This window comes from Sphingomonas arantia (assembly GCF_042682045.1).
GTDB lineage: Bacteria > Pseudomonadota > Alphaproteobacteria > Sphingomonadales > Sphingomonadaceae > Sphingomonas_R > Sphingomonas_R arantia.
Window position 1 is genome coordinate 160,665 of sequence record NZ_JBHUGS010000004.1, and the last position, 12,743, is coordinate 173,407.

Sequence of the window (12,743 nt, forward strand, 5' to 3'; positions counted from 1 at the left end):
GGATGCTATGACGGATCGAAGTATCCGCGAAAGCTGTATTTTTCGTTGTCGTCGGCAGGTCAGTCCCTGGCGTAGCCGGGTTTGGCGGGTTCGAGGGTGTCGAGGAAGGTCGCGGCGCTGGTGCGGTATTCGGCGCGGCGGTCGTCGGTCATGCGGTTCCAGCTGGCGTAGACGGTGCGCAGGCGCATGTTGGTCTTGAGCGTGTCTTCGTGGCGGGCGAGGAAATCCCAGTAGAGCGCGTTGAACGGGCAGGCGTCGGGGCCGGTCTTCTGCTTCACGTCGTAGCGGCAGCGGCCGCAATAATCGGACATCCGGTCGATATAGGCGCCGCCGCCGGCATAGGGCTTGGACGCGATCATGCCGCCGTCGGCGAACTGGCTCATGCCGATGACGTTGGGCATCTCGACCCATTCATAGGCGTCGAAATAGACGACGAGGAACCAGTCGCTGATCTCGCCGGGTTCGACGCCGGCGAGCATCGCGAAGTTGCCGAGGACCATGAGGCGCTGGATATGGTGGGCGTAGGCCTCGCGCTTCGTCTGGTCGATGCTCTGCGCGAGGCAGCGCATGTCGGTGTCGCCGGTCCAGTAGAAATCGGGGAGCGGGCGGTGTGCGTTCAGCGCGTTGCGCGTCGCGAACTCCGGCATGTCCCACCAGTACATGCCGCGCATATATTCGCGCCAGCCGGCGATCTGGCGGATGAAGCCCTCGGTCGCCGGGAGCGGCGCGAGGCCGGCGTCGTAGGCGCCGGCGGCGGCTTCGCAGACTTCCAGCGGTTCGAGCAGGCCGGTGTTGAGGCAGAGCGACAGGACGCTGTGGTAGAGATAGTCCTGCCCCGCGATCATCGCGTCCTGGTAGCGCCCGAAATCGGGGAGCGCGGTGTCGATGAAGTGCTTGAGCGCCTGTTTGGCGTGGGCGCGGGTGACGGGGAGCGCGAAGGGTTCCAGGTCGCCGAAATGGTCCGCGAACTCTTCTGAGACGAGGGTCAGGACGTCCTGCGTGATCTCGTCGGGTTCGAAGCGGAGCGGGGCGGGGTAGTTGAGCCCGCGCGGCGGAGTCTGGCGGTTTTCCTTGTCGTAGTTCCAGTCGCCGCCGGTCGGCTTGCCGTTCGGGTCCATGAGGAGGCCGGTCTTGCGCCGCATGTCGCGGTAGAAGAACTCCATCCGGTGTTCCTTGCGGCCCTGTGCCCAGGTCATGAATTCCGGGATCGAGCAGATGAAGCGATCGTCGTGGAGGATGTCGACGGGGAGGCCGGTGGCTTTCGACCAGTCGTCCTGCATCTGGCGCACGCGATATTCGGCGCCCTCGACCGTGCGGATCGCGGTGGCGGCGTGGCGGGCGGCGGCGCGGGTGACTTCGCCGGTGAAGCTGTGCGTGTTGGCGGGGTCGGTGAGGCGGACATAGTCGACGGTCCAGCCGGATTTCTCGAGTGCCGCGGCGAAGTGGCGCATCGCGGAGAAGATCAGCGCGATCTTCTTCTTGTGGTGTTTGACGTACTGGGTCTCGGCTCTGACTTCGACCAGCAGGATCACGCTGGTGGCGCGGTCCTGGTCGCGGAGCGAGGCGAGGGTGCCGGAGAGCTGGTCGCCGAGGACTGGGATGAGGGTGGTCATTGTTGGGTTGTAGGGGGAGTGTGCGGGGATGCGAGGGGACTTTTTGTCTTATTGGGTGAGTGTTCTTGCCCCCCTCCCTTTTAAGGGAGGGGTTGGGGGTGGGTGGTACCTGTTCGTCGTCGCGACATTGGATTTGGGGAGCTGGCGCACCCACCCCAAACCCCCTCCCTTGAAAGGGAGGGGGCTTTCTTGTCTTCCCTGTCTTCTTCTCCCTCCCCCCGGGGGGGAGGGCTTTTAGAGGAAACTGTACGGGTCGACATCCACGTTCACCCGCACCGTCTTCGGCCATTCCAGCGCGCCGAGCCACGTTCGGATCGCGTCCTGCATGTCGAAGGTGCGGGCGGCGTGGACGAGGAGGCGGTGGCGGTGGCGGCCGCGGAGCATGGAGAGCGGCGCGGGGGCGGGGCCGTAGACTTCCATGCCGGGGACGCGCGGGGCTGTGCGGCCGATCAGGCGGGCGGTGTCGAGCGCGGCGGACTGGATTTCGGACGACACGACGATGCCGGCGAAGCGGCCGAAGGGGGGTGCGCCGGCCGAGCGCCGGCTGTCGGTTTCGGCGGCGTAGAAGCTGTCGGCATCGCCCGAGACGAGTGCCTGGATGACGGGGGCCTGCGGTTCGTGGGTCTGGACGAAGACCCGGCCGGGCTTGGTCCCGCGGCCGGCGCGGCCGGAGACCTGCGCGATCTGCTGGAAACTGCGTTCCGCGGCGCGCAGGTCGCCGCCCTGCAGCCCCAGGTCCGCATCGATCACGCCGACGAGCGTGAGGTTCGGGAAGTGGTAGCCCTTGGTCACGAGCTGCGTGCCGACGACGATGTCGATGTCGCCGGCCTCCATCCGGTTGACGAATTCGGCGGCGCGGGCGGGGGACCAGATGGTGTCCGACGTGACGACCGCGGTGCGCGCGGTGGGGAACAGCACCGCGACCTCGTCCGCGATCCGTTCGACGCCGGGGCCGCAGGCGACGAGGCTGTCCTCCGCCTTGCATTCGGGGCAGGCGGCAGGCGGCGGCATGGTGTGGCCGCAGTGATGGCACGCCAGCCGCGCGGACAGCCGGTGTTCGACCATCCAGGCGGTGCAGTTCGGACACTGGAACCGGTGGCCGCAGGTGCGACACAGTGTGAGCGGGGCGTAGCCGCGGCGGTTGAGGAACAGCAGAACCTGCTCCTTCTTCGCCAGCGTCTCCTCCATCGCCGCGACCAGCACGGGGGCGAGCCAGCGGCCGCGGGCGGGCGGATCGGCGGTGAGATCGAGCGCGGCGATCGTCGGCATCTGTGCCGCGCCGTAGCGGCCGGGGAGTTTGAGTTCGGCATAGTGGCCGAGCGCGACCTGCTGCCGCGTTTCGATCGCGGGGGTGGCCGAGGCGAGGATGACGGGGAAATCCTCGAACCGGCCGCGCATCACGGCGACGTCGCGGGCGTGGTACATCACGCCTTCTTCCTGCTTGAAGCTGGTCTCGTGCGCCTCGTCCACGACGATCAGGCCGAGGTTCGGGTAGGGGAGGAACAGTGCGGAGCGCGCGCCGACCACGACGCGGGCCTCTCCGCTGGCGATCGCGCGCCAGGCGCGGCGGCGCTGCGACTGGCGCAGGTCGGAGTGCCAGGCGACGGGGAGGCAGCCGAAGCGCGCTTCGAACCGTTTGAGGAAGGGTTCGGTCAGGGCGATTTCTGGGAGCAGGACGAGCGTCTGGCGCCCCTCCGCGATCGCGCGGGCGACGGCCTCGAAATAGACCTCGGTCTTGCCGGAGCCGGTGACGCCATCGAGCAGGAAGGGTTGCGCGGTGTGGGCGGTGACTGCTCCCGACAGCACCGTCGCGGCGGCGCGCTGGTCGTCCGAGAGCGTGGGCGGGCCGTGGGCGGGGTCGGGGACCGGGTAGGGGTCGTCGGCCTGGACGGTGACGGCCTCAAGTGCGCCGGCCTTGACGAGGCCGCGGACGACCGCGTCGGTGACGTCCGCGCGGGCGGCCAGTTCGCGGATGAGGCCCTGTCGCGTGCCGATCCGGTCGAGCGCCTGGGTGCGTTGTGGCGTCATGCGGTCCGGCACATGGCCGGTGGCGCGATATTCGACGATCACCGGGCTGCCGTCGAGCGCGCTGGCGGACGCGAGCGTCATGCGCAGCACGGCGGCGGGGGAGGCCATGTAGTAGGCCGCGGTCCACTCGATCAGCCGGCGGAGCGAGGCCTTGAGCGGTGGCAGGTCGTAGACGGCGGCGAGCGGGCGCAGGCGGTTGTCGCCGACCTCCATGTCGGACGGCATGTGTTCGGGTTCCCACACTACACCGGTCAGCTGGCGCGGCCCGAGCGGCGCGAGCACGATCGAGCCGGGTTCGACCGGGTTGTGGGGATCGACCCGATAATCGAGCGGGCCGATCGCGGCATTGAGGAGCAGGACGCGCGCACGGGGGTTCATGCTGCATCAAGTAGGGATGGCGGACGGGTGCGTCGAGTTTTGAAGGAGTGGGTGATGGAAGCGATGAACAGGCGCGCGTTGCTGGGCATGGCCGCGATGGTGCCGCTGGTGGCGGTGGTCGGGTGTGCGACCGGGCCGGGGGCGAGCACGGTTGAGGAGGGTGTGCGGCGGCTGCTGACGCTGTCGACCGAGCGGGCGTTCGACCGGTTGATGGAGCCGAACGGGTTCTACGACAGCCAGGTCGCGCGGATTGCGGTGCCGCAGGCGCTGGCCGGCAATGGCGGCGTGCTGGCGTCGTTGCTGAACAGCAGCCTGGTGCGCAACCAGATGGGCATCGTGCTGAACCAGGTGGCGCAGGATGCGGCGCGTCGCGCGACGCCGGTGGTGCTGGACCATGTGCGGCGGATGTCGTTGCGCGATGCGGTGGCGGTGCTGCGTGGCGGGCCGACGGCGGCGACCACGTTGTTGCAGCAGGATGCGGGTGGGGCGGTGCTCGACGCGATGCTGCCGGAGGTGTCGCGCGGGTTGCGGTCGGACGTGATCCGGACGCTGAGTGCGGCGATCGCGGAGAAGACGGGCGTGGATTATGCCGAGCTTGGCCAGACGGTGGCGGGGCAGGCGTCGGACGGGATCTTCCGCGCGATCGGGCGGGAGGAGGCGGCGATTCGGGCTGATCCTCGGGCGACGCGGGATCCGGTGTTGATTGCGCTGTTGGGGGCCGGGCGGGGGTGATCTGCTCCCTCCCTTTCAAGGGAGGGGCTGGGGGTGGGTGGTACCTGCGCGCCTTCGCTGGCGTGTGGTGAAGAGGTAGCACCCACCCCCAACCCCCTCCCTTAAAAGGGAGGGGGCTTCGCTTGGCCTTTGGGTTGCGCACGACCCCGGTGGGGGGAGGGCTAGTACTTCGGTCCCACCCGCGGCACGCAGGGCTTCTATTGCTCCGGGGTCTCGCTCGGTCCTATACCCCCCGAGATAAACAACCTCCGGAGCTCCCATGAAATTCTTCGCTGACACCGCCGATATCGCCGACATCACGGAGCTGGCCGCGACGGGGTTGCTGGACGGGGTGACGACAAATCCGTCGCTGATCGCCAAGTCGGGGCGCGATTTCCTGGAGGTGGTGGCCGAGATCGCGAAGATCGTGCCGGGGCCGGTGTCGGCCGAGGTCGTGGCGCTCGACCATGAGGGCATGATGCGCGAGGCGGAGATCGTGCGGAAGATCGCCGACAATATCGCGGTGAAGGTGCCGCTGACGCTCGACGGGCTGAAGACCTGCAAGAAGCTGACCGACGACGGCACGATGGTGAACGTGACGCTTTGCTTCTCGGCCAACCAGGCGTTGTTGGCGGGCAAGGCGGGGGCGACGTTCGTGTCGCCGTTCGTCGGGCGGCATGACGATATCGGCTTCGACGGGATGGCACTGATCGCCGACATCCGCCAGATCTACGACAATTATGATTTCGGGACGGAGATCCTGGTCGCGAGCGTCCGGCACCCGATCCATGTGCTGGAAGCCGCCAAGATCGGCGCGGACGTGATGACCGCACCGCCGGCGATCATCAAGATGCTGGTCAACCACCCGCTGACCGACAAGGGGATCGAAGGGTTCCTGAAGGATTGGGCGAAGACGGGCCAGACGATCGGCTGAGCGCGTCTGCCGCTTGCGACGAAGATGCGACCAACGGAGTCGCGTGGGTTCGTCCGGTTCGGTTAGCTTTGCCTTGCGGTCATTGGGGCCGGGGGGTGGGTTTATGCTGAGCTGGACGAATGTGCGGGCGGGGTTTGTGGCGGCGTTGCTGGTGAGCGGCGGGGCCGGGGTTGCTGCTGCGCCGGTGGCTGCGGTTGCGCCGGCAGATGCGGCGTTGCTGACGGTGGTCGATGCGTTTGCCAATGCGCGGTTGGCGTTCGATCCGGCTGCGATCGCGGCGACGATTACGGCGGACTATGTCGAGGTTTCGCCGGTGGGCGAGGTCGATCCGCGCGAGAAGATGCTGGGCTTCTATGCGCCGGACAAACGGCAGCCGGCGCCGCCGATGACGACGAGCGAGCTGAGCGTGCGGCGGCGGGGCGATACGGGTGTGGTGCTGAGCAAGGTGACGTACCGGATGGCGGGGCCGGACGGGGCGGTGCGGGAGCGGTCCATGCGTGTCGGCTATGCGATGCGGCGTGAGGGTGGGCGTTGGTTGATTGCTTCTTCGCAGGCTACGCCGATGCGGTGAGGGTTGGCTGGGTTGGACTGCGGTGTTTGGTGCGGGCCAATTTTTCCTTCTTCCGTTCGGTTCGAGCCTGTCGAGAACTTCGCTAGAGCTGCCGATGGTTTCGGACCGAACGTGCTGGTGCATGGTCTGGCGGAGTGCCATCGTGCGCCGGCGAAGCGTCGGGGGGAGGTTGGCCGGATGAAATTTTCTGATGTTGCGTCCAGTGACGCCCCTCTCCCCAGCCCTCTCCCCGGAGGGGAGAGGGGGCTTGTTGTGTTTCTTCTTTTGCGTTGCGTCCGGTGACGCCCCCCACCCCGGCCCTCCCCCCGGTGGGGGGAGGGAGTTCTGTCATCCCGCTCGACGATCATCCGGCTCGCCTGCTGGCGGCGCAGTGGGAGTGGTATCTGGTCGTTGATCGGCGGATGTCTGGGCATACGGCGCGGGCTTATGTGGCGGGGGCGCATCGGTTGATCTCGTTTCTTGGGGAGCATCTGGGCGCGGAGGTGGATCTAACTGCGCTGGGCAAGCTGACTTCCGGGGATTTGCGGGCGTTTCTCGCCAAGCGGCGCAGCGATGGGCTGGGCAATGCGGGGGCGGCGCGGGAGTTGTCGGCGGTGCGTGGGTTTCTGGGCTTTGCGGGCGTTGATGTGCCGCGGATGCACGGGGCTCGGGTGAAGCGCGGCGTGCCGCGGCCGGTGGCGCCGGGCGATATCGATGCGATGGTCGAGGATGTCGGCGTGGCCGATGCCGAGTGGGTGGGCCTGCGCGATGTCGCGGTGCTGTTGCTGCTGTACGGGTGCGGGCTGCGCGTGGGGGAGGCGATGGCGCTGACCCCGGCGATCCTGCCGATCGGCGATGCCATGCTGGTGACCGGCAAGCGCGCCAAGACGCGGTTGGTGCCGGTACTGGCGCCGGTGCGCGATGCGGTGATGGCGTATGTTGCGGCGTGTCCGTGGCCGCTGGTGCGCGACGAGCCGCTGTTCCGCGGGGCGAAGGGCGGGGCGTTGTCGGCCGATATCGTGCGGCGTGCGGTGCGCGGTGCGCGCGGGCGGCTGGGGTTGTCGGAACGGACGACGCCGCATGCGTTGCGGCACAGTTTCGCGACGCATCTTCTCGGGCGGGGGGCTGATCTGCGCTCGCTGCAGGAGTTGCTCGGGCATGCGAGCTTGTCGTCGACGCAGGTCTATACCGCGGTGGATGCGGCGCATCTGCTGGATGTTTATCGGAGCGCGCATCCGCGGGCTTGAGTGGGCTTAGCCCCTCTCCTTCAGGAGTTTCACCGATCGTCAGGTAAAACATGCCGGGGGCATGTTTTACCTGACGATCGGTGAAACTGGGTTGGGGTGGGGCTGACCTCTTCATCGTCGCAACGTTAGGGGTGTGGTGCTGTTGCCCCCACCCCAACCCCTCCCCTGAAGGAGAGGGGCTTAAGAGACACAACCGTCATCCCGGCGCAGGCCGGGATCTTCCTTGGGCTTGGGGTGGGCGCTTCAACTAAGGGAGATCCCGGCTTTCGCCGGGATGACGGTTTTGGTTGAGGGCGGGGTGGAGGCGGGAAGAGGGGACCTACGCCCGCTCAGTCCTTCTTCGGCTTCCAGGTGATGACGCGGAAGACGTACCAGAGGAGGAGGACCGCGATGACGGCGGTTCCGGCGGGGCCGAGATATTTGTCGACCTGCGTGTAGTTCTGGCCGAGCACGTAGCCGGCGATGGCGAGCGCGCTGGTCCAGCCGGCGGTGCCGATCGTCGACCAGATCAGGAACGGCACGAGCGGCATGCCGAACAGCCCGGCCGGGATCGAGACGAGCGAGCGGATCGTCGGGACCATGCGGCCGAGGCAGACGAACAGCCGGTCGAAACGATCGAAGAAATGGTCGGCGCGCTCGACCTCCCGCCAGTCGAGCGTCAGGAAGCGGCCGAACCGCGCGACCAGCGGCCGGAACCGGTCGATGCCGAGCCAGCGCGCGACATAATACCAGATGAGGTTGCCGGCCATCGCGCCCGCGGTGCCGGACAGGATCGCGCCCCAGAGCGTCATGGTGCCGCGTTCGGCCTGGAGCCCGGCGAGCGACATGATCACCTCCGACGGGATCGGCGGGAACACGGTTTCGAGGAACATGAGGAACGCGACACCGGCATAGCCGCCGACCTCGATCCAGTGGCGGACGATGTCACCCACGAGCGGACACCCGGCGTTCGATGGCGTCCCAGATCAGGCCGGGGGTGTCCGTGCCGTTGAACTTGTCGATCGCGACGATGCCGGTCGGGCTGGTCACGTTGATCTCGGTCAGGTGGCCGGCGATGACGTCGATCCCGACGAAGATCAGCCCGCGGGCGGCGAGTTCGGGGCCGAGGACGTCGCAGATCTCGCGCTCCTTGGGCGTCAGCTCGGTCGCGTGCGCGGCACCGCCGGCGGCGAGGTTGGAGCGGATTTCGCCCGATTTGGGCAGGCGGTTGATCGCGCCGGTGGGGACACCGTCGACCAGCACGATGCGCTTGTCGCCCTCCGACACGTCGGGGAGGAACGCCTGGACCATGAACGGTTCGCGCCAGACCTCGCCGAACAGTTCGATCAGCGCGGCGAGGTTCTTGTCGGCGCGACCGACGTGGAACACCGCGGAACCGGCATTGCCGTAGAGCGGCTTCACGACGATTTCGCCATGTTCGGCGTGGAAGGCGCGGACCTCGTCCAGCTTCCGCGTGATGAGGGTCGCCGGCATGAACTGCGCGTAGTCGAGCACGAACAGCTTTTCGGGCGCGTTGCGGACCGCGGCGGGGTCGTTCACCACCAATGTGCGTTGGGCGATCCGTTCGAGCAGGTGGGTCGCGGTGATGTAGGCGAGGTCGAACGGCGGATCCTGGCGCATCAGCACGACGTCGATGTCGTCGCCGAGGTCGATGACCTCCTGCTCGCCGGCGGTGAAATGGTCGCCCTGCGCGGCGCGGACCGTAACCGGGCGGGCGAGCGCGCGGACCTGGCCGCGGTCGTAGCTAAGGTCGCCGGGGCCATATTCGTAGAGCGTGTGGCCGCGGGATTGCGCGGCCATCATGAGCGCGAAGGTCGAATCGCCCGCGATCTTGATCGTTTCGAGCGGATCCATCTGGACCGCGACTTTCAGGCTCATGGGGTCGGTCTCCGGCATGGGTGCTGGCGCTGTCTAGAGGGGGGCGGGGCGGCTGTCATCCCGTGCTGTTTGGCGGGGGGCTCCCCATTCCGTTCGGTTCGAGCTTGTCGAGAACTTGCGCGAGTTCTCGACAGGCTCGAACCGAACGGGGGAAGCGCAGGGTTCTCGACAGGCTCGAACCGAACGGATTGGTGGTGGGTTCAACCGATCCAGGCATTCTCGATGTGTCGGACGGGGGTTCCGCGCGCGATCAGGATGACGTCGATGCGGATGTCGTCGCCCGGGCCGGCGTAGCGGGGCATGAGGATTTCCGCGGCGGCGGCCACGCGGGCGAGGCGGTGGGCATCGATCGCGTGGTCGAGTTCGAGCGCGGTGGCCCGGCCTTTGACCTCGACGAACGCGACCAGCGATCCGCGGCGCGCGACGATGTCGACTTCGCCCCGCGGGGTGCGGACGCGCTTGTCGAGGATGCGCCAACCCTTGAGCCGCAACCACCACGCCGCCAGCCGTTCCGCGCGACGCCCCGCCGCATCTGCTGCGCGGCGTTCCTCGGGGCTGCGGGTGGGACGGGGGCCCGGCATCGGTGATGCTTGAGGGATGGTGTTGCCACCGGCAAGCGACGATTCCGCAATCGCCGTCCGGGAAGGAAGATGTACGGGTTCGATGCGTGTTGTGGGAACGGGACTTAGCGTGATGATTTAGCGGTTCGGCGGGCCGTCGCGGGTTTCAACTTCGTCATCTGCAGGACGCGATCGACCTTCACCATCTTGGAGTACGCGTTGAAGTGGCCGTAGCCGGGCGACGACGCACCCGGTTCGGTGCGCGCGCGGCGTCCCTTGAACCGAATAGAGTAGGCATCGCATTCGTAGCGCCGCTTGAAACCGGGCGGCATGACTGTCGTTTTGTCGATGGTAAGCCAGACGTCTTGCTTGGAAGTTTGCAGCCTACCAAGATCGGTTGCGCCTTCGTGGAAAACAGACCCTTCGAAGCAGTCTTTCCATATTCCCGACAGAATGCGCGGAGGCCCGAACTCTTCGCACTTTCGATCGGCGAGGTAAGTTCGGAAGATCCGGCCATTCTTCTTGTTTTCGATATAGCAAGGCCGAGCCGCGGGCGGGGCCGGAGACACCTGCAATAGCAGGAACGCGACGGCGATCATCAAACGGTTCTTTCTTCGCCAGCGTCTTCCCGCATGGCGAGCGCGCGTGCGTAGAGGTCGCGTTTGTCCAGGCCCGTCGCCTTGGCGACTTCGGCGGCGGCTTTGGCCATGGGGAGGCGGGTGACGGCGTCGCGGAGGAGGGCGTCGACGGCGTCGGGTTCGGGGGGTGGGGCTTCGCCGGGGGGTGCTACCACGATGACGATTTCGCCGCGGGGGCCGCCTTCGGCGTAGCGTTCTATGAGGACCGAAAGCGTGCCGGTCACCGCCTCTTCGTAGGCCTTGCTGATTTCGCGGGTGACGGCGGCGTCGCGGTTGCCGAGGTGGGTGTGGAGTGCCGTGAGCGTCGCGTGGAGGCGGGGGCCGCTTTCGTAGAGCACGAGGGTGGCGCGGACGGCGCCGAGTTCGAGGATGGTGTCGGCTTTCGCCTTCTCCTTCACGGGGAGGAAGCCGGCGAACAGGAAGCGGTCGGTGGGCAGGCCGGCGAGCGTCAGCGCGGCGATCGCGGCGCAGGGGCCGGGGATGGTGACGATCGCGTGCCCGGCGGCGCGGGCGGCGCGGACGAGCTTGTAGCCCGGGTCCGAGATCAAGGGCGTGCCGGCGTCCGACACCAGCGCGATCGATTCGGTGGCGAGCCGCGCGACGAGGTCGGTGCGGACATGATCGGCGCTGTGATCGTGATAGGGGATCATGCGGCGTTTGGTGCCGATATGGTTCAGCAGCTTTGCGGTGACGCGGCTGTCCTCCACCGCGATGGCGTCGGCGCGGGCCAGGATCGATGCGGCGCGGGGGGACAGGTCGCCCAGATTGCCTATCGGGGTAGCGACAATGTAAAGGCCGGGATCAAGTCGTTCTGGGGTGGGGTTCATAAAGATGTTCATGGCAGAGGCGCAGGACCGCCCGCAACCTTTGCGACAGGGGATGGGTCGACGGCGCGTCGGGGCGGGGCTGCTGGCGGCGATGCTGCTGGCCGGATGCCAGACGATCGTGCCGCGCGGTGTGGACGATCGACCCGCGCCGTCGCGTCCGCCGCGCGGGGCCGAGACCGCGCCGACCGCGCCGCAGGGGAGCCTGCCGGCCGATGCGGAGCGCAACCGCGTCGCGTTGCTGGTGCCGATGACCGGGCCGAACGCGGCGGTGGGCAATGCGATCGCCAATGCGGCGAACCTGGCGCTGATCGATACCGGGACCGCCAAGGTGCGGATCACGACGTACGACACCGCGACGGGTGCGGCGGCGGCGGCGGACCGTGCGCTGGCCGACGGCAACCGGTTGTTCCTGGGGCCGTTGCTGGGCGACGACGTGCGCGCGGTGTCGCCCATGGCGCGCGCGGCGAAGGTGCCGGTGATCGCGTTTTCGAACGATGCAACGGTGGCGGGCAACGGCACGTACCTGATGGGCTTTTCCCCGGCGCAGTCGATCGCGCGCGTGGTGGACTATGCGCGGTCGAAGGGGATGACGCGCTTTGCCGGGCTGGTGCCGACGGGGGCTTATGGCCGCACGGCGTCGGCGATGCTGATCCGCGCGGCGGAGGCGTCGGGCGGCAGCGTGGTCGCGATGCAGACGTTCGACCGGTCAGCGGAATCATTGAAGGCCGCCGTGGCGCGGTTCGGGCGAGACCAGCAATATGACGCGGTGCTGATCGCCGACGGCGGGCGGATCGCGTTGCAGGCGGTGCCGTTGCTGAAGCGGACGGCGTCGCCGGGGGCCAGGATCCTCGGCACGGAATTGTGGGCGACGGACAATGCGATCCGGACCGGCGGGGCGCTGAACGGCGCGTGGTATGCGAGCGTGCCCGACGCGATGTACCGCCAGCTGGGGCGGCGGTATCAGGCGCGGTACGGGCGGGCGCCGTATCGGTTGGCGAGTCTGGGGTATGACGCGGTGCTGCTGACCGTTCGGATCGCGGCGAACTGGCGCGTGGGGACGGCGTTTCCGGAACGGATGCTGATCGACCGCGGCGGATTCGGCGGCGTGGACGGTGCGTTCCGCTTCAACCGCGACGGGATTGCGCAGCGGACGCTGGAGGTGAACCAGGTGGCGGCGGGGACTCCGGTGGTGGTTTCGGTGGCGCCCAAGGGGTTCGAGTAGGGGTTGCCGCGGGTTTTAGTTCCCCGGCGTAGGCCGGGGCCTAGGTGAAAGCCTCGTCCCTAGGCCCCGGCCTTCGCCGGGGAACGTTCGCTGGCGGTTGGTTTGATCGAAGTGGGGAGGATCGCTGCCTCCGTTTTTTCCCCGCGGGGGCGGGAGT

12 protein-coding genes are annotated in these 12,743 nt (G+C 67.9%); 5 read left to right on the forward strand and 7 right to left on the reverse strand.

The annotated features are described in order from the left end of the window. Positions 1–59 precede the first annotated feature (59 nt). Positions 60–1,613 carry a cryptochrome/photolyase family protein gene (locus ACFSGX_RS14735; protein ID WP_380931054.1) on the reverse strand — a complete coding sequence of 518 codons (1,554 nt, stop codon included), beginning with the start codon at positions 1,611–1,613 and terminating at the stop codon, positions 60–62. 234 nt (positions 1,614–1,847) lie between these two features. Continuing rightward, on the reverse strand, positions 1,848–4,019 hold the full coding sequence (locus ACFSGX_RS14740) for a primosomal protein N' (RefSeq protein WP_380931056.1): 2,172 nt from the start codon (positions 4,017–4,019) through the stop codon (positions 1,848–1,850). A gap of 54 nt (positions 4,020–4,073) precedes the next feature. Here ACFSGX_RS14740 and ACFSGX_RS14745 point away from each other — a divergent pair, with 54 nt between their 5' ends. From ACFSGX_RS14745 to ACFSGX_RS14760, 4 genes are all read left to right on the forward strand, one after another. Further along, positions 4,074–4,751, forward strand: coding sequence for a DUF4197 domain-containing protein (locus ACFSGX_RS14745; RefSeq protein ID WP_380931058.1), 678 nt, complete (start codon positions 4,074–4,076; stop codon positions 4,749–4,751). A gap of 259 nt (positions 4,752–5,010) precedes the next feature. Then, positions 5,011–5,664, forward strand: a complete 654-nt coding sequence (gene fsa, locus ACFSGX_RS14750) for a fructose-6-phosphate aldolase (RefSeq protein ID WP_380931060.1) — start codon at positions 5,011–5,013, stop codon at positions 5,662–5,664. Positions 5,665–5,767: 103 nt separating this feature from the next. After that, the gene (locus tag ACFSGX_RS14755; protein WP_380931062.1) at positions 5,768–6,235 is read left to right on the forward strand and encodes a nuclear transport factor 2 family protein; all 468 of its coding nucleotides are present in this window, start codon (positions 5,768–5,770) and stop codon (positions 6,233–6,235) included. Between the two features lie 356 nt (positions 6,236–6,591). After that, positions 6,592–7,461, forward strand: coding sequence for a tyrosine-type recombinase/integrase (locus tag ACFSGX_RS14760; protein WP_380931161.1), 870 nt, complete (start codon positions 6,592–6,594; stop codon positions 7,459–7,461). Between the two features lie 329 nt (positions 7,462–7,790). Here ACFSGX_RS14760 and ACFSGX_RS14765 read toward each other — a convergent pair whose 3' ends face one another. The 5 genes from ACFSGX_RS14765 to rsmI all read right to left on the reverse strand — a co-directional run bounded on the left by ACFSGX_RS14765 (position 7,791) and on the right by rsmI (position 11,364). Beyond that, entirely contained in the window at positions 7,791–8,393 is a 603-nt protein-coding gene (locus ACFSGX_RS14765) for a DedA family protein (RefSeq protein ID WP_380931064.1), read from the reverse strand. Then, the gene (gene gshB, locus ACFSGX_RS14770; RefSeq protein WP_380931066.1) at positions 8,386–9,339 is read right to left on the reverse strand and encodes a glutathione synthase; all 954 of its coding nucleotides are present in this window, start codon (positions 9,337–9,339) and stop codon (positions 8,386–8,388) included. Before gshB ends, ACFSGX_RS14765 begins: the two co-directional genes overlap by 8 nt. 200 nt (positions 9,340–9,539) lie before the next feature. After that, on the reverse strand, positions 9,540–9,920 hold the full coding sequence (locus ACFSGX_RS14775; protein WP_380931068.1) for a YraN family protein: 381 nt from the start codon (positions 9,918–9,920) through the stop codon (positions 9,540–9,542). Positions 9,921–10,024: 104 nt separating this feature from the next. Next, the gene (locus tag ACFSGX_RS14780; protein WP_380931070.1) at positions 10,025–10,498 is read right to left on the reverse strand and encodes a hypothetical protein; all 474 of its coding nucleotides are present in this window, start codon (positions 10,496–10,498) and stop codon (positions 10,025–10,027) included. Then, complete coding sequence (gene rsmI / locus ACFSGX_RS14785; RefSeq protein ID WP_380931072.1) at positions 10,498–11,364, reverse strand: 16S rRNA (cytidine(1402)-2'-O)-methyltransferase; 867 nt, start codon at positions 11,362–11,364, stop codon at positions 10,498–10,500. The genes ACFSGX_RS14780 and rsmI overlap by 1 nt, the downstream gene beginning before the upstream one ends. A 10-nt stretch (positions 11,365–11,374) precedes the next feature. On the opposite strand from rsmI, the gene ACFSGX_RS14790 reads away from it, so the two are divergent. Then, complete coding sequence (locus ACFSGX_RS14790) at positions 11,375–12,586, forward strand: penicillin-binding protein activator (RefSeq protein WP_380931073.1); 1,212 nt, start codon at positions 11,375–11,377, stop codon at positions 12,584–12,586. Positions 12,587–12,743: the final 157 nt, after the last annotated feature.

Coding starts and splice junctions, on each gene's coding strand:
- ACFSGX_RS14735 (WP_380931054.1), bottom strand. CDS start 1,613: ATGACCACCCTCATCCCAGTCCTCGGCGACCAGCTCTCCGGCACCCTC.
- ACFSGX_RS14740 (WP_380931056.1), bottom strand. CDS start 4,019: ATGAACCCCCGTGCGCGCGTCCTGCTCCTCAATGCCGCGATCGGCCCG.
- ACFSGX_RS14745 (WP_380931058.1), top strand. CDS start 4,074: ATGGAAGCGATGAACAGGCGCGCGTTGCTGGGCATGGCCGCGATGGTG.
- fsa (WP_380931060.1), top strand. CDS start 5,011: ATGAAATTCTTCGCTGACACCGCCGATATCGCCGACATCACGGAGCTG.
- ACFSGX_RS14755 (WP_380931062.1), top strand. CDS start 5,768: ATGCTGAGCTGGACGAATGTGCGGGCGGGGTTTGTGGCGGCGTTGCTG.
- gshB (WP_380931066.1), bottom strand. CDS start 9,339: ATGAGCCTGAAAGTCGCGGTCCAGATGGATCCGCTCGAAACGATCAAG.
- ACFSGX_RS14775 (WP_380931068.1), bottom strand. CDS start 9,920: ATGCCGGGCCCCCGTCCCACCCGCAGCCCCGAGGAACGCCGCGCAGCA.
- ACFSGX_RS14780 (WP_380931070.1), bottom strand. CDS start 10,498: ATGATCGCCGTCGCGTTCCTGCTATTGCAGGTGTCTCCGGCCCCGCCC.
- rsmI (WP_380931072.1), bottom strand. CDS start 11,364: ATGAACCCCACCCCAGAACGACTTGATCCCGGCCTTTACATTGTCGCT.
- ACFSGX_RS14790 (WP_380931073.1), top strand. CDS start 11,375: ATGGCAGAGGCGCAGGACCGCCCGCAACCTTTGCGACAGGGGATGGGT.